Below are 16,556 nucleotides of genomic sequence, written 5' to 3' on the forward strand. Positions count from 1 at the left end.
GACTAGGCGACCTTGGGCACGAACTTCAAAGCTACGCCGTTCATGCAGTAGCGCAGGCCTGTCGGCTTCGGTCCGTCTTCGAACACATGACCAAGATGTCCGCCGCAGCGGTGGCAATGAACTTCCGTGCGGGTCATGAAGTAGCTATTGTCGGTAGACGTCTCGACCGCACCATCAAGCGGCTTCCAGAAGCTCGGCCAGCCGGTGCCGCTATGATACTTCGTTTCCGATGAGAACAGTGCAAGCTGGCATCCGGCGCAAAGGTAGGTGCCCGGCGCGTCGTTTGCATCGAGCGGCGACGTGCCAGCCCGTTCGGTGCCCTGCTTGCGCAGCACGTTGTACTGCTCCGGCGTCAGCTCTTTGCGCCACTCCGCGTCCGACTTCGTAACTTGGAATGTCTCGGCCGAACCTTCCGCCGCCAAGCCGGTTGCCGATTTAAGTGCTGCGACGCCACCGGCCAGGGCAAGCCCCAGCCTCGAAAAATCGCGACGTGAATACATCGATCGTCACCTTGGGTTTCGTTTCCTTGACCGGCGCCCTAAACGCCGTCTGCTGGAGAGTACGTTGCCTCTCTCTTGTGTGTTTCAGCCGTTGACCGGCCTTCTCGTTAAAGATCCGCAATCTCGATGCGTTTCTCAACTGCGATTTCTGTAGGGCTGAGCTGGCATTTATAGCAGAGCATTTCAACACCTGATGCTGCAGCAGCCTGAAAAGCGGTGGCATATGCGGGGTCGATGTCACGCGCGAGCTTGAAACTCTCAGCATCGCTGCGCTGCACAAGAAAAACCATCACGGCGCGGTGGCCTTCGCCAACCATGTTTGCAAGTTCGCGCAAGTGTTTGGCACCGCGCTCTGTTTTGCTGTCGGGAAACTCGGCGAGGCCGTTCTCGCGCATCAAATGCACGTTCTTCACCTCGACATAGCAGTCGCGATTATCACGTCCGCCCGAAAGCAGCACGTCGATGCGGCTGTCGAGGCCGTATTTCACTTCGCGCCGCAACATCGGATATCCGGCGAGCTCTGCGATCGTGCCGGTCTCGATGGCCTCGGTGACGAGCGCGTTCGGTCGTCCCGTATTGATGCCGACGAGGTGCGGACCCGTCCCAAGGTCGGCCTCGATCATTTCCCAGGTATGCCTGTATTTACGCGTCGGGCTGTCGCTTTCCGAAAGCCAGACCTTCGAGCCGGGCTTCGTCAGGCCGAGCATCGAGCCCGTATTGGGGCAACTCGCGGTGACCGTGACGCCGCCAGCGGTTGTGACGTCCGCGAGAAAGCGCTTGTAGCGCTGGATCAGAATGCCGGGCACGAGGGGGTGTGTAAATTTCATGGATCAGGCCATATCGGCGTTCGGCGCCGCCCGGCAAGTATTTTCGCCGCGCGTTCGGCGGTGCTATGACGGCGGCTGAAAGCAGCGATGGACGAGCGAGCCTTGACGGAAGAACGGATTGTTACAGCAGCCCTCCTGGTCATCGGCGACGAGATTCTGTCGGGCCGCACCAAGGATGAGAACATCGGCGCCGTCGCCGAGCATTTGACGAACATCGGCATCCGCTTGCAGCAGGTGCGCGTCGTCGCCGACGATGAGGATGAGATCGTCTCGGCCGTCAATGCGCTTCGCTCCCGCTACACCTATGTGTTCACGACCGGCGGCATCGGTCCGACGCACGACGACATTACCGCCGACAGTATCGGCAAGGCCTTCGGCGTTTCGGTCGGCATCGACGCCCGCGCGGAAAAGCTGCTTCGTGACTATTATACCGGCCGCGGGCTTGAGGTGACGGCTGCGCGCTTGCGCATGGCGAGAGCGCCCGCAGGCGCCGAGCTGATTGACAATACTATTTCGGTCGCGCCGGGATTTCGCATCGGCAATGTGTTCGTGATGGCGGGCGTGCCGAGCGTCATGCGCGCCATGCTCGCAAGCGTGACGCCGATGCTGGAAACCGGCGCCAAGCTTTTGTCGATCACCATTCCCGTCGATCGCCCGGAAAGCGAGATCGCGGATATCTTCTCGACACACCAGCAGCGCTATCGCGACGTGGCGATGGGCAGCTACCCGCAATTGCGCAATGGCCGCCCGGTGTCCGACCTCGTGCTGCGGTGCTCGAATCCTCAGCGCCTGAACGAGGCGGCTGAAACGCTCAAGGCTGCGCTGAACCTTTGAGCGACGCTGGGGTCGGCCTATCAGGCGCCGCGACGGGCGCTGCGATAGGTGCCGGCGCAGGCTCGGGAGCGCTGGGCCTTATGGTTCCTGATGACTGTTTGTTGCAGTCCGGCGACCACGTGTAGGCGCTCCGATCGCCGCAGACATGCGGATCAAAGTCCTGCGGACAGTCGCACCTCTTGATGCGTATTGATCTCAGCACGGACGTGGCGGATGGTTTCGTCGCATCTGTGCTAGGTCTTGGCTTGGCCGGTATCGCCAGCGCGACCCGTTTCGCGTGCACGCGCTTTTTGATGGTCAGTCGCTCGACCGGCGGATCGCAGACACAACCGCTTAGAAACGGCAGCAATGCCAGCGCAATAGATCCCAGGAATAGACGCAAAATTTCCCCCGAAAACCCCCGTATTTGCGGCCCCCGAGCGAGATGAGACGCATACGCCCTATGCGGCGCAACCGGAGAATTTCGTCCGGCTTCGTATTACACTCCGCGTGATGCATATACGCCTCAGCAACCGTGGCCTTCGGGGCGCATGCGGCACACCGTTTCACCTGCATAGAAACGGAGCCAACTCAGTCACGCAACGTCATGAAATAACTTGTGATTGCGCGGGAATTGTAACGGCAATTCTTGGGTTGTCGTGGTGCATCGCAAACTCTATGGTCCGGCGCTGCAGTTGGTGTTTTGTTCCAAGGCGGATGGAACGCACGGAGGAGAACGGCGCGTAGGCCCGTGCCGAAGAAAGACGGGAGAGTAGGGATGTCATCGAGTATTCGTCGTCGTGCGCATGCATGCGCAGCGGCATGGGTTGCCTGGAGTGTGCCGGCAGCCGTTGCAGCGGTGTTGGCCTTCAGCGCCGCCCCTGTCGAAGCCAAGACGCCTGGCAAGACATACTGCTTCAACCACACCTGTCACCGCGTGCTGAGCATCGCCGAGATGGTCGCCATCGTCGGCCAGGACACGGTGCTCCAAGCCTCGTACTACGATGACTGTCGCCGCGACCGCTACAACCCATGCGGATTGACGTCATCTGGCGAAGCCTTCCGCCCCAACGAGGCCGACAGCGCCGCCAGCCCGATTTATCCAGACGGCACGATCCTGCTCATTCGCAACCCTGACAATGGCAATGCCGCCGTCGTTCGCGTCAACAACGCCGGACCGTACTGGCGTCAGCGCAAGCTCGACGTATCGCGCGCAACCGCGCACAAGCTGGGCTTTGCGGGAAGCGGCGTTGCGAAACTCGAAGTCCGCGTGATGTCGGCGCCGTCCATCGTCGACGCGACCTATAAAAGAAATCGCCGTTATGCGCCGGTCCCGGGTTCCATCGGGTCGTTCGCATCGCTCGACCAGGCCCAGGGCGGCATGATGATCGCGATGGCGCTTGATGCCATGTCGACGTCGGTCTTCGCGCCGGTCGCCGGCAAGATGCTGACAGCGGTGAAAACCATGAAGCCCGCATTGGCCAACGTCCTGCGCACGGATTCAACCCGTGTGGCGTCCGTTGACGGAACTGTGCCGGCAAGCATCGCGGTGAATTTCGAAAAGTCGGCGGCTGCGGTTGAGAAGCCTGAGGCCAAAGCTGAGGCGCGTTCGCTTGTTCTCAGACGAGCGACTGTGGCGTCGCGCTCGGTCAAGCGTTCGCCTACCCGTTCGGCACGCGTCGCCAAATGGCGCAGCAAAACGCGCTGGGCGTCTGCGACGTCGCGCCGTCAGTTCAAGGGCAGCCGGTCGGCGTCATCGAGGTCGAGCAGGAGCGTCCGCTTCGCAACCGGCGCCTCTTCGACGAAGAGATCATATTGGACGTCGAGAGCATCAAGGAAGGCCGCCGCCATATCCAAGAGAGGCCCGAGAGCCATGCGCGCGGCGACCAGGAAGCTGTCGTCGATCGTCAGGTCCGACGCTTTCCGGATGGCCGCTGCATCGGGGGCGATCAGTCCGCGGCTGCGAACGTAGGCGATGATCTCATCGCCCGTGTCGAAGTCGAGTTCGCGCGCGTCGCCGCTTTCCTCGACCGCGTCGAGCAGAATGGCCGTGCCCGACGCAAATAACCGTCCGAGCGTGCGAAAACGCTCGTCGTATTCGGAGAGCGCGATGGCATGGCTGCGCGCCTTCAGAACGCGGGCAACAAGCATCAGCTCAAGGGCGCGGATCTCGTCGGCAATCTTGCGCTGACGCATCACGAAGTCTGCCGGCTCGCTGGTGTGTTCGGCGAGTTCGCGCCACTGGCTGCCGCGCACCATGATGTCCTCGCCGGCGGCAAGTGCAGCATCGAGGTGATCGGCCAGCATATAGACCGATAATGGCGCCTGCGCCCCACCGAGTTTCATCTTCAACTCCGCATTATTTCTCAAGCACTTGGATACGACTGAAGCGCGTTGATTCGCTATTGCTGGGCGGCGTTTACCCAATGTGCAAAAGGAACGGGGAGGACTGAGGATAAGGTGTGGAAGCGCATTGCGGCTTCATGCTGGACACAATCAAAAACGCAACAAACAAGGCGTTAGCGGTCTTTCGCTGAGAATCACTGTGATTGATGCGGCGTACACGTCCAATGAACGCCGAAATGTTTTCGCACCTCGATGTGGCCGAGACGACATACAAAGCCGTCGCAGAAATGCGACGCGCGCCTCGGAGGCGAGGCGGCCGTTCGAAAAAAATCTTCCGAGCATTTGAAGTCTTCTTCTTTCTCTTTTCGGGAACCGCCGCCTAGCGTCGCGTTGCAGCTCGAGACCGGCTGCGGCTCTGCTTGGGATAGAAGACAATGAAAATTGCACGATTGATTTTGCTCGGCGCCTTCGCTCTCGGCGTTGGCGCCACCGCTTCCGCCGAGGCTGCAACGACAGCGCCACGGCTATCCGCCTCGCACACTGCGACGCTCGTCACGCTGAAATCAAAGGACAAGAAAAAGGTCCACGCGCACAAGGCCGGCAAGCAGAAGGTCGCGCAGACGCACAAGACGAAAAAAGTGAAGAAAGCCAAGAAGACTTGACGCCGGATCGCGCGCTGGATCGGGGGGTCGATTCAGTCCGCGCGCGTCCACGCACCGCCGAGAGCGCGCTCCGTTTCCTCGCATCTCAGGACGCACGCTCTCGGCGGGTTGGTTCTACCGAGACACCTAACCACCGTCAGCCCGGCGCAGCGCAAAGTTCCGAGCGCCGTCGCAGACGCCAACCATTTCTCGACATCCCGGCGCAACAGCCAGCCCCACCACCGTCATCCCGGCGAAGGCCGGGATCCAGTCAACGAGCAATCAAAGGATTTGCGCGATCTCCTGCGGCGCTTCAATCTGCGCAGGAGGACGTCATGAGCCGGAAAAGCAAATCACCGTGCGTCTATATCTTGGTGAGCGGCCAAAACGGCACGCTCTACATTGGCGTGACGAGTGATCTTCACGCGCGAATGGCTCAACATTCTCAAAAACTCGTTGCTGGGTTCACCGCGCAATATAACGTGACGCAACTCGTCTATTACGAGATGCACGAAACTCTCGACCAAGCCATCGCGCGTGAGAAGCAATTGAAAGAATGGCGGCGCGCTTGGAAGCTCCGCTTGATCGAACAAATGAACCCCGAGTGGCGCAATCTTTTCGATCCACAAACGGGTGAGATCAGTTCAGGCTCATTCGACAAATCCGAGCAGGCTATCTGACAGACAGTCTGCTGCCCATTGTCTGGGTGCCGACCTTCGTCGGCATGACGGAGAATGGGCACGATCTTCGCCCCATCTCCCTCATCCCGGAGAAGGTTAGCCCCCGCGATAGCCCCCAACACATCATCCCGGCGTTCGCAGACCATTCCCAATTCCGTCATCCCGGCGCAGGCCGGGATCCAGTCAAGCCAAAACAAATAAGCCGCCACTCGCGATGGCGCCTTGAAAAGATACGGCCTGGCGTCGCCCGAATCTTACGCCGGCAAAATTCTGTACGTCGCTATCAGGCAATCATCCCATGTCCCAAAGCGATGCCAAGCTTCTTTTGATTTAACGGTAGCATGAAACCCAAACTGCTCGTTTACATGCCTAAAATCTATATCGAGCAATAATTGCGTGCGGTCTGGGCAAAGCATACCTGTGGTGCTGCCGATCCAATCGATTGAATATTCCGCGCGTGCAAAAGTTGGGTCGATCTCAACTTCGATGGACAATCTCTCCCCCACTCTGACGGTGGCCAATGGTTTCCCGCTTGGCTGGGCTAACATCATGCTGCCCATTTGTAGGAACTGTTCTCGATGCAGAACATTGCCGCGACTATCAGAATATCGAATGATAGTGGGGACGTTGAATTCCTTCTCCATGTTTTTTGTGGCGTAGTGCCCCTTAAGTGCATCTATGACATCACTACTATAACATATTATTTGCTCTGCTTGTCTCACGGCCAGGGGGCCCGCATGGGCTAAAGCATTTCTCGGTTCAACAAGACGTATAAGAACACAGCGCGCTTGCTCGCGCCCCAGCGGAAATGTTTCCGACAGAGGTTCGTGGAAATGGGCTCTATAGAGGTCAGGATTGCACAAAATATCGATCAGGTGATCGAGATCAGCAGCATCAAGCACGCGGGGATATCGTTGCGGATCGCTAGCTCTTCTAGCGGTAATTGGCTTGCTTAGCCTGTTGCAAATTATCCTTTCCCCATTTGCGCGACAATCTGAGAAGTAATTTGCGCCGTACGCGGCGCACAGTTGCTCATGGATCAATCTTCGCAACCAAAGTTCGAGCGTTTCAAGCGCACGACGACAATGATCGCGAAGATCTTTCTCTGACAAACTATGCAGGGGCACGGGATCTCGCCGCTCCTAACTTTGCACAGCTCCTCAACTGCACCCGCTCGTTGATCCGCACGTATCGCACTTCAGGCAGGTGCCGTTCCGAACCATCGTGAAGTTCTGGCACTCGGTGCAGGCGACGCCTTCGTAGCCGCGGAGTTTCGCTTCGGAGAGGCGCTGCTTGTAAAGCTCCGACTTCGTCAGAACCGGCGATGACACCGCCGCTTGCATCTCTTCGCTTACCGCCGACAGCGCATTCGCGCCGTGCGTCAGCGTCGATTCAACGTAGCGGGCGCTGACGTCGTAGCTCGCGTTCTGCACGGCGGCCGCGCCAAGCGATGACGCCTTGGGACCAGATGCAGACGAAACGTTTGTCGTCGTGCGGCTCGCGAGGCGAACCACGTCGGCGCCGCGAACGAGGCCCTTCGACACCATCTTCGTCACGCTCTCCGGCAGGTTGAGCGAAAGCTGCTCATCCGTATCGTCGTCGCTGGAGCCCAGCCCCGTCTCACCGACGATTTCGCGCGGATCGACGTGCGCCAGATCGTGACGGCCGAGGTACGACACCGCCAGTTCGCGGAAGATGTAGTCGAGGATCGACGTCGCGTTCTTGATCGTCTCGTTGCCCTGCACGAGACCTGCCGGTTCGAAGCGCGTAAAGGTGAACGCCTCCACGTATTCTTCCAGCGGCACGCCGTATTGCAGGCCGAGCGAGATCGCGATGGCGAAGTTGTTCATCAGCGAGCGGAAAGCAGCGCCTTCCTTATGCATGTCGATGAAGATTTCGCCGACGCGGCCGTCGTCGTATTCGCCGGTGCGCAGATACACTTTATGCCCGCCGACAGCGGCTTTCTGCGTGTAGCCTTTACGGCGGCCCGGCAGCTTATCGCGGCCCTTCGCCTTCTCGCGCTCCACATAGACGACGCGCTCGACGATCTTCTCGACGATCTTTTCAGTCACGGTCGCCGTGCGAGCGGCAAGCGGCTGGCTCATCAGAGCATCCACCGCGTCCGCTGCCTCGTCCGCATCATCGCCGAGGATCTGGCTGTTGAGCGGCTGAGAAAGCTTCGAACCGTCGCGATAGAGCGCGTTGGCTTTGAGAGCCAGCTTCCACGACAGCATGTACGACTGCTTGCAGTCTTCGACCGTCGCATCGTTCGGCATGTTGATCGTCTTCGAGATCGCGCCCGAGATGAACGGCTGTGACGCCGCCATCATGCGGATGTGGCTCTCGACCGAAAGGAAGCGCTTTCCCTTCTTGCCGCACGGATTGGCGCAGTCAAACACCGGCAGATCATCGGCCTTGATGTGCGGTGCACCCTCAAGCGTCATCGCTCCGCAGACGTGCTCGTTGGCGGCTTCGACGTCTTTCTTCGAGTACCCGAGATGCGCGAAGATATCGAACGACGGATCGTTGAGCTTGTCGGCTGGAATGCCGAGTTTGCCCGTCATGAAGTCGTCGCCGAGCGTCCAGCGGTTGAACACGAACTTAATGTCGAACGCGGTCGCCAGACCCTTCTCGACCTTCGCCAGAACGTCGTCGGTGAAGCCCTTGGCCTTCAGCGTGCCCGTGTTGATGGCGGGCGCCTGGGCCAGCGAGCCGTGGCCGACCGCATAAGCCTCGATCTCGGCGATCTGGCTTTCGCGATAGCCGAGCGCGCGCAGCGCTTCCGGCACCGACTGGTTGATGATCTTGAAGTAACCACCGCCGGCGAGCTTCTTGAACTTCACGAGAGCGAAGTCGGGCTCGATGCCGGTCGTATCGCAGTCCATCACGAGGCCGATCGTGCCGGTCGGCGCAACGACGGTGGCTTGAGCATTGCGATACCCATGCTCCTGGCCGAGTTCGATCGCGCGATCCCAAGCGCGTTTCGCAGCGTCGCCGAGGCGCGCATCCGTTAGAGCGTCGTGATCGAGCGGCACGGGAGCAACCGAAAGTTTCTCGTAGAATTCGGCTTCGCCATGAGCGGCGCGGCGATGGTTGCGCATCACGCGCAGCATGTCCTGCGCATTCGGCGCGTAGCCGGGGAACGGACCGAGCTCTTCCGCCATCTCTGCGCTCGTCGCATAGGCAACGCCCGTCATGATCGCCGAGATTGCACCGCAGATCGCGCGGCCTTCCTCGGAGTCATAAGGAATGCCCGACGACATCAAGAGGCCGCCGATGTTCGCGAAGCCAAGGCCCAGCGTGCGATAGCGGTATGAAAGCTCCGCGATCTGCCGCGACGGGAACTGTGCCATCAGCACCGAGATTTCGAGAACGACCGTCCACAGACGGCAGCCGTGCTCGTACGATTCGATGTCGAAGGATTTGTCCTCGCGGCGGAAGCGCAAGAGGTTCAGCGAAGCCAGGTTGCACGCCGTATCGTCGAGGAACATGTATTCCGAGCACGGGTTCGATGCGCGGATCGGCCCCGACTGCGGGCAGGTGTGCCAGTCGTTGATCGTCGTGTGGAACTGGATGCCGGGATCGGCCGAGGCCCACGCTGCAAAGCCGATTTGCTCCCAGAGATCCTGGGCGCGGATCGTCTTCGTTACCTTGTTGCCAAGGCGAGAACGAAGGTTCCAGTCTTTGTCCTCGACGACGGCGTTGAGGAAGTCATCCGTCACGCGCACCGAGTTGTTGGAATTCTGGCCCGCGACGGTAAGGTAGGCCTCGCTGTCCCAATCGGTGTCGTAGGTGTCGAACTCGATGTCCTTGTAGCCCTGGCGCGCGAACTGGACGACACGCAGGATGTAGTTCTGCGGAACGCCGTCACGTTTGGCTTCGCGGATCGCGATTTTCAGCTTGGGGTTCTTCGTCGGCTCGAAGCAGGCGTCGCCTTCCGCTTCGCAGTTGACGCAAGCCTTCATCACAGCCTTGAGCCGCTTCTGGCAGATCTTCGAGCCGGTGACGAGCGCCGCCACTTTCTGCTCTTCTTTGACCTTCCAGCCGATATATTCCTCGATATCCGGGTGATCGACATCGACGACGACCATCTTCGCCGCGCGCCGCGTCGTGCCGCCCGACTTGATGGCGCCCGCCGCCCGGTCGCCGATTTTGAGGAAGCTCATCAGGCCCGACGAACGGCCGCCGCCCGACAGCTTCTCATTTGCGCCGCGCAGCGACGAGAAGTTCGAGCCCGTGCCCGAGCCGTATTTGAAGAGGCGCGCTTCGCGCACCCAGAGATCCATAATGCCGCCCTCGTTGACGAGGTCGTCGGCAACCGACTGGATGAAGCAGGCGTGCGGCTGCGGATGCTCGTAAGCCGACGTCGACTGCACGAGTTCGCCCGTCTGATAGTCGACATAAAGGTGGCCCTGGCCGGGGCCGTCGATGCCATAAGCCCAGTGCAGGCCGGTGTTGAACCACTGCGGCGAGTTCGGCGCCGCCATCTGCATGGCCAGCATGTAGCGCAGCTCGTCGAAGAACGCCTGCGCGTCTTCCTCGGACGAGAAGTAGCCGCCCTTCCAGCCCCAATACGTCCAGGTGCCGGCGAGACGGTCGAAGACTTGGCGCGCGTCCGTCTCGCCGCCGAAACGCTCGTTCTCCGGCAGCTCGGCAAGCGCGGCGTCATCCGGGGCGGAGCGCCACAGCCACGACGGAACCTGCGTTTCTTCGCACCGCTTCAGGCGCCGCGCCACGCCCGCCTTGCGGAAGTATTTCTGCGCCAGGATGTCGGCTGCAACCTGACTGAACTGTTCGGGAACATCGAAGCCTTCGAGACGGAAAACGATCGAACCATCGGGGTTCTTGATTTCTGACGTCGCACGCCGGAACGGGATCGAGGCATAGGGAGAAAGGCCGGCTTTCGTGAAACGCCGTGTAATCTTCATGTGAAAGTGCCCCCGAATTGCGCGGCGCGCAGCGGTGTTGCCGAGCGCCGTATGTGATTTTTTGGACGCCACGCGCTCAGAGCCCTGCAACTCCGGCGAACGGCGGGTCGAGAACGCGGATGGACAGCCCGAAGGCGCCTCGTCGGCACTCAACACACCTGCCGCAGTTTCCCCGTGCCCGCGAAGACACCGAAAAGGCGACTCCGCCGGCCTCATGCCGACCCGAAGTGTGTGATTGCGACGAAGACTCGCGCGCTACGCTGGAACGCTACTGAACCGAACAGCTGCGAAGTCGTCGTCAACCGATCTCGAACGGTCCGTCTTACGAATGTCGCAACAGGGCCAAAGTTAGGAGATTCGAAGCCGACCCGACAAGGGAAATTAAATAGATGTTGGGGTGGCAGAGACAACAAGCACTATATCTAGTGGTGTTAACAACTTCCGGCCGGAGTTGGCATTTGCCGCGCATTCGTTGGGGTTTTACCGGTCATCTTGGCCGTTGGTGGTGTGGACAGGACTTAATTACGTCCGTTTTTTCGATCCGGCTGCTGACGAGCTTAGTGCGATTCCGCGTCAGCTATGTTGCATGCCTGCACCGGCTCAATGGCGTCTGGACATCACCGCCGAAGAACCGCTAATTCGTGATCAGGGTAGCAGCGGCAAAGGATGCCCAAACGATGAGCTTATTCAGCGAGATTTTCTGCTGGTGGGGCGGCAATACCTGGGGCACGCGCCTGTTTACGTGGCGCAAAGGCAAGCTCGTCGGCGAGGACCAGTTCGGGAATCGCTACTTCATTCAGAGAAGCGGCGTAGGCCCGTTGGGCGTCCCGGCGCGTTGGGTCATCTATCCCAAGCTCTCGGAAGCGAGTCAGGTGCCGCCCGAATGGCACGGCTGGCTGCATTATACTGTCGATACGCCGCCGACCGAAGAGCGCTATCACCCGCGCCCTTGGCAGAAGCCCCATCAGATGAACATGACGGGCACGGCGAAGGCTTATCGCCCCAAGGGATCGATCCTGGGCACCGGCCAGCGCGCGGCATCCACCAGCGACTACAAGGCGTGGAAGCCGAATTAATCGAGATTAATCCGGCAGAACGAAATATCGCCCCCTTTGGCGGGCAATCCGGCGAGGCGCGGTAGCGCGCCTCAGGGGAATGGATTTTTGCAGTTGAGACAGACGGACTTGTTAGATTTCGGGCGCTGCACGAAGGTCTGTCGCCGTGCGGGCGTGTTCGTGTCGGCGCTGCTTCTGTCTGGCACGCTCGCCGTCCTGACCGCGCCGCCCGCAGCAGCCGATCGCATTGAAAATCAAGTCGCCGTCTTTTCAGCGCTCGATAAGGTGACGGCGCACATCTCGAAGATCGAAGTCGAACTTAACAAGACGGCGACATTCGGCGCGCTCAAGATCACGCCGCGCGCCTGCTATTCGCGCCCGCCCACCGACGAGCCCAAGACGGACACGTTCGTCGAGATCGATGAGTCTCAGGTTGACGGTTCCGAGAAACGTATTTTCACCGGCTGGATGTTTGCCGAAAGCCCCGGCATCTACGGTCTGGAGCATCCGACATATGATGTCTGGCTGACAAAATGCGAGAAGCCGATCCGCACCATCGCTGAGGACAATCCGAACGCTGGTACGGTCGCGCCGTCCGACGATCCGAACCAGGCCGGCGCTGCGGCCGCAGGCGGTAACGCCCCCGCCGATCAGATCCCCCCCGATCAAGACTTCCGCCGCCGCGTCCGGCGCTAGCTTCTTATCGTCGTCCTCGGACGAGTGCAGCGAAACGCCAGACCTCCGACGTCATGGCCGCGCAGGCGGCCATCCACGGCAACACTCAGCTCAAGCGCTGAAACTTGTCTGGGTGCTGACCTTCGTCGGCATGACGATGTTGTGGGATGACGGCCCACCCAACAACCGTCATCCCGGCGCAGGCCGGGATCCAGCCAAGTTGGATGTTCGGCCGGTTCTTTGATGGCGCGGTGAGCCTCGGCGTCGCTCGGAGATGACGAGCGGCCGAATTACTCAGCCAGCAGTTTCGCCACTCTCGGAGCAAAGTACGTCAGCACGCCCGACGCTCCCGCGCGTTTGAAGGCCAACAGGCTCTCGACCATTGTCTTGTCGGCATCAAGCCAGCCGCGCTCGAACGCCCCCGCCAGCATCGCATACTCGCCCGACACCTGATACGCGAACGTCGGCACGCCGAATTCGCTCGAAACCCGCTGCACGATGTCGAGATAGGGCATGCCGGGCTTCACCATGATCATGTCGGCGCCTTCGTCGAGATCGAGCGCAACCTCGCGCAGCGCTTCCTCGGTGTTTGCCGGGTCCATCTGATACGTGCGCTTGTCGCCCTTGAGCAGGCCCGTCGAGCCGACCGCATCGCGGAAAGGCCCATAGAATGCGCTCGCATACTTCGCGGCATACGACATGATCTGCGTGTTCTTGAATCCCGCCGTCTCAAGTGCGGCGCGAATGATGCCGATGCGCCCGTCCATCATGTCCGAAGGGGCCAGAACGTCGGCCCCAGCTTCCGCCTGGACCAGCGATTGCTTGACGAGCGCGGCCGTCGTCTCGTCGTTCACGATCTCGCCGCCGACGATCAGCCCGTCATGCCCGTGGCTCGTATAGGGGTCCAGCGCCACGTCGAGAATGACGCCGATGTCGAGCTTGGCGGCCTTGATCGCGCGCGTCGCCCGGCAAACGAGATTGTCGGGATTGAATGCTTCCTCGGCGCTCTCGCTACGCTTCTTGGGGTCGGTAAACGGGAAGAGGGCGAGAGCCGGAATGCCGAGCGCTTCAGCTTCCTTCGCCGCCTCGACGATCAGATCGACGCTCAACCGTTCGACGCCCGGCATCGACGCCACCGGAATGCGCTGGGCTTCGCCATCGACGACGAACAGTGGCCAGATCAGATCGTTCGGCGAAAGCAGATGCTCGGCAACGAGGCGGCGCGACCACGGACTTTTCCGGTTCCGGCGCATGCGAATTGCCGGAAATCCGCCGGAAAGAGAGTCGGGCGGCGTGCCTGCATTGGCGGCGGAAGACGTGGGGCGCATGCGAGAAGACATGGGAAAAGTCCTGCTGACGTGTCGATCCGTTCCTGAGATGGCGGAACCGCGGGGACAATGGACACGTGCCGGCCTTCCGCGCAAGCCGCGTTACGCAGGTCAGATATCCGCAGGCGTCACGCTCGTTCCCTCATCCCCTTGCCTAGAGAGGCGGTCGGTCCTAATCGCAGATCTTGCCGAACTTTCGCTGGGCCATGTCGATGTGAAAATGGTTCCGGTGCGCGGCATTCGCTTCTGGTCCAAGCGTCGTGCCGAATGTCCGGCAGGCCGAGGCGTGCGCTTCCCGTAGGAAGGCCTGCATTTCCGGCGGCGGGTTTCTGAGGCCGACAGGAAACGCCGCCTTGGGCGTCGCTGTTTCCGGGCCCGGTCCGCCGAGCCGGTTCACATCCGTGGCCGATGCCCACGACGACGTGACCACGACATTTGACACGCCTTCGATGATGGTCGAACGCACGAGCCCCGCCGCCGCCGCGCCCGCAGTCGATGGCACGATGGACGGCAACGCCCCTTGCGCCGGATTGCTGGCCACGTTCGTTTGCGCAGTCTTGGCGGCCGCGTCTTCCGCAGCCTTCTTCCGAGCCGCAGCTTCAGCGGCAATCTCGCGCTGCGGCATGCCCCAGTCGTCGAGCACCTCGGCCGTCTTCGCGGATCTGGTAACGAAACCGCCGATGTCGATGGCGTTTGCAAGCGCGTGTTCGCTGAGCTTCGTCGACTTGCGGCCATAGGCGTTGCGGCAGGAATAAGAACTCATCGTCTCGATTCGGACGATCGCCGATTTTAGATGCTTGCGCGCCAGGGGCTGCACGTCGTTTTCGAACCAATTCGCGAGCTGCTCGACGAGATCGCAGCGCACAATCGCGGGCGGCGACAGCGCGACCTCCGGACTTTGTCCGATGCTGATGAGTTCGACCGGCGCGGGAGCCCCGCAAGCGCCGTCGCGGATGGGCGCGTGCGGGAGGGCCACGGCATGAATGCGCTGCAGGATAACGGCGCAATGCGCGCGGGCGTCGGCAATTTCCGTCTCCGACCAAGCGTCGGCAGGTTTCGCTGCGGCTTGTGCGTCGGCCTCGGCGGCGGAAGGCGTCGACTTGGCCGGATCGGCGGCCGTGGAAGCCGCCGCAGCGTTTGTTTTCGGCGCGGCCGTTTGCTGCGCCGGCTTATGAGGTTTCTTGGTGGTTGTCGCGTCCGCGTCTGCCGCAACGAAGCCGATCGCAGCGGATGCGCAGGCCGCAGCAGCCACGACGGCGCGCCAATACGTTCGTTTGGCCGAATTGCGCTCGTGTGCTGTCATCATGATTGTCTGTATGCGGCCTGGTATTTCAACGCGGGCGGGATTTCGAAAGCCGATGCCAAGGTCAGGGCGCGACGCATGCCCGCGCAGTCACGCAATTATGATCATCGCAGAGTTTGCGTCCGCGGCCAAGTCATTGGCGTTGCACGGCAGTTACAAGTTCTGGACAAATTCCGTGAGCCTTGTGACCGATTGTGCTTTATCGCCGCAAAAACTAGCGAGCCCGGTGGAAACGGGGCATAGCATAACGATTGGAATCAAAGCACGTCTACGATCGAGCAGGCAGTGAACGAACCTAAGATCGCCATCAACACGGCCACACCGATGCAGGCTGAGAAAATCGTCGCCGCCCAAACACAGGCGTTGCAGACGTTCACGCTTGATCGGCCCTCGTCCCTCAATGCTCTCGACAATGAGATGTGCCGTGCGTTGCTTTCCGCCATTCCGCGTGTTGCGAGAAATCCCGACGTTTACATCGTTGCGCTCGTGTCGAGCAGTCCGAAAGCATTTTGCGCCGGCGGCGATGTTGTGGCGCTTTCCGCCGCCGCGAAAAGCGATATCGCGACGGCAAAAAGCTACATGCGAGACGAATATTCGCTGAACTGGTTGCTTGAATGCTTCTCCAAGCCGACCGTCTCTTTCATCGACGGGCTGTGCATGGGCTCGGGCGCGGGGCTTTCGGCGTTCAATACGCACCGCATCGCTGGTGAAAACTTCAAATGGGCAATGCCTGAAACAAAGATCGGACTTTTTCCCGATGTTGGGATTGCACGTGTTCTGGCGAAAATGCCATGGCCGATCGGTCTCTATCTCGGCCTGACGGGGCGCTCGATCGGCCGCGCCGATGCGCAATGGCTGAGGCTCGTCACGCACTGCATATCGTCCTCACATTTCGAAGATATTCGCGCCAAGCTCGCTGACGCCCTGCCCGTCGATCCGCTTCTCGATGATCTGAACCAGCCGCAAGTGCCGGGCGATCTGCAGAAAGAGCGCGGCCATATCAATGAGCATTTCTCCGAGCCGACGCTTGACGGAATTTTTCGCTCGCTCGAAAGGGCCGAGGCGAAAGGTTCGGAATGGGCGCAACGCACGCTCTCTGGGTTGAGGAAGTGCTCGCCGATTTCATTGGCGATAACGCTGCGCCATATTCAGAATGCGCTTCGTTTCGATATTCGCGATACGCTGATTGAAGATTATCGTCTCGCGGTGCGCTGCCTTGAAAATCACGATTTCCACGAAGGCGTGCGCGCTCTGCTACGCGATAAAGATGGCAAGCCCGTCTGGCAGCCGGCGCGTTACGAAGATGTTGCAGCCGACATCGTCGAAGGTTATTTCAAGCCGCTGCCGGAAGGCGATCTCGAACTGCCGAGTCGCGTGGAAATGCAGGCCGCGCGCGTCTGATTTGCGATGGCGTATTGCATCCAATTATCGTTGCGCAATTAACGCGAAAATCACCACAA

At 60.5% G+C, this 16,556-nt stretch carries 14 protein-coding genes and 1 pseudogene; 7 read left to right on the plus strand and 8 right to left on the minus strand.

The genetic code is table 11. From position 1 onward, the window contains the following. Positions 1–2 precede the first annotated feature (2 nt). Both msrB and sfsA read right to left on the minus strand, forming a co-directional pair. Positions 3–500 (minus strand): peptide-methionine (R)-S-oxide reductase MsrB, encoded by a 498-nt coding sequence (msrB, locus tag RLW55_RS12360; RefSeq protein WP_013948411.1) that lies wholly within the window; start codon positions 498–500, stop codon positions 3–5. Between the two features lie 107 nt (positions 501–607). Beyond that, positions 608–1,327, minus strand: a complete 720-nt coding sequence (gene sfsA, locus RLW55_RS12365) for a DNA/RNA nuclease SfsA (protein WP_409560520.1) — start codon at positions 1,325–1,327, stop codon at positions 608–610. An 87-nt stretch (positions 1,328–1,414) separates the two neighbouring features. On the opposite strand from sfsA, the gene RLW55_RS12370 reads away from it, so the two are divergent. Beyond that, positions 1,415–2,161: a competence/damage-inducible protein A gene (locus tag RLW55_RS12370; RefSeq protein ID WP_409560519.1), complete on the plus strand. Its 747-nt coding sequence runs from the start codon at positions 1,415–1,417 to the stop codon at positions 2,159–2,161. 934 nt (positions 2,162–3,095) lie between these two features. Next, positions 3,096–3,392: pseudogene (locus tag RLW55_RS12375) on the plus strand (septal ring lytic transglycosylase RlpA family protein); the annotation flags it as partial. Positions 3,393–3,460: 68 nt separating this feature from the next. Here RLW55_RS12375 and RLW55_RS12380 read toward each other — a convergent pair. Together RLW55_RS12380 and RLW55_RS12385 are read right to left on the minus strand one after the other, a co-directional pair. Beyond that, positions 3,461–3,637, minus strand: a complete 177-nt coding sequence (locus RLW55_RS12380; protein ID WP_423416442.1) for a hypothetical protein — start codon at positions 3,635–3,637, stop codon at positions 3,461–3,463. Between the two features lie 231 nt (positions 3,638–3,868). Further along, positions 3,869–4,486, minus strand: a complete 618-nt coding sequence (locus tag RLW55_RS12385; RefSeq protein WP_409560518.1) for a hypothetical protein — start codon at positions 4,484–4,486, stop codon at positions 3,869–3,871. 434 nt (positions 4,487–4,920) lie between these two features. Between RLW55_RS12385 and RLW55_RS12390 the strand changes: the two genes are divergently transcribed. Continuing rightward, positions 4,921–5,148 carry a hypothetical protein gene (locus RLW55_RS12390; RefSeq protein ID WP_409560517.1) on the plus strand — a complete coding sequence of 76 codons (228 nt, stop codon included), beginning with the start codon at positions 4,921–4,923 and terminating at the stop codon, positions 5,146–5,148. 314 nt (positions 5,149–5,462) lie between these two features. Continuing rightward, entirely contained in the window at positions 5,463–5,807 is a 345-nt protein-coding gene (locus tag RLW55_RS12395; RefSeq protein WP_423414351.1) for a GIY-YIG nuclease family protein, read from the plus strand. Positions 5,808–6,061: 254 nt separating this feature from the next. Here the strand turns inward: RLW55_RS12395 and RLW55_RS12400 are convergent, their stop codons facing one another. Both RLW55_RS12400 and RLW55_RS12405 read right to left on the minus strand, forming a co-directional pair. Next, on the minus strand, positions 6,062–6,709 hold the full coding sequence (locus RLW55_RS12400; RefSeq protein ID WP_423414352.1) for a hypothetical protein: 648 nt from the start codon (positions 6,707–6,709) through the stop codon (positions 6,062–6,064). Between the two features lie 258 nt (positions 6,710–6,967). After that, positions 6,968–10,735: a vitamin B12-dependent ribonucleotide reductase gene (locus tag RLW55_RS12405; protein WP_409560514.1), complete on the minus strand. Its 3,768-nt coding sequence runs from the start codon at positions 10,733–10,735 to the stop codon at positions 6,968–6,970. 677 nt (positions 10,736–11,412) lie between these two features. Here RLW55_RS12405 and RLW55_RS12410 point away from each other — a divergent pair. Together RLW55_RS12410 and RLW55_RS12415 are read left to right on the plus strand one after the other, a co-directional pair. Next, on the plus strand, positions 11,413–11,811 hold the full coding sequence (locus RLW55_RS12410) for an NADH:ubiquinone oxidoreductase subunit NDUFA12 (protein WP_409560513.1): 399 nt from the start codon (positions 11,413–11,415) through the stop codon (positions 11,809–11,811). A 93-nt stretch (positions 11,812–11,904) separates the two neighbouring features. Continuing rightward, complete coding sequence (locus tag RLW55_RS12415) at positions 11,905–12,486, plus strand: DUF2155 domain-containing protein (protein WP_423414353.1); 582 nt, start codon at positions 11,905–11,907, stop codon at positions 12,484–12,486. Between the two features lie 269 nt (positions 12,487–12,755). Here RLW55_RS12415 and hemB read toward each other — a convergent pair whose 3' ends face one another. Next, positions 12,756–13,805 (minus strand): porphobilinogen synthase, encoded by a 1,050-nt coding sequence (hemB, locus tag RLW55_RS12420; RefSeq protein ID WP_423414354.1) that lies wholly within the window; start codon positions 13,803–13,805, stop codon positions 12,756–12,758. Positions 13,806–13,965: 160 nt separating this feature from the next. After that, positions 13,966–15,099: an extensin family protein gene (locus RLW55_RS12425; protein ID WP_423414355.1), complete on the minus strand. Its 1,134-nt coding sequence runs from the start codon at positions 15,097–15,099 to the stop codon at positions 13,966–13,968. 282 nt (positions 15,100–15,381) lie between these two features. On the opposite strand from RLW55_RS12425, the gene RLW55_RS12430 reads away from it, so the two are divergent. Then, on the plus strand, positions 15,382–16,497 hold the full coding sequence (locus RLW55_RS12430; protein WP_423414356.1) for an enoyl-CoA hydratase/isomerase family protein: 1,116 nt from the start codon (positions 15,382–15,384) through the stop codon (positions 16,495–16,497). The last annotated feature ends 59 nt before the right edge of the window (positions 16,498–16,556 follow it).

Source organism: Hyphomicrobium sp. B1, from assembly GCF_049532635.1.
Taxonomy (GTDB): domain Bacteria; phylum Pseudomonadota; class Alphaproteobacteria; order Rhizobiales; family Hyphomicrobiaceae; genus Hyphomicrobium_B.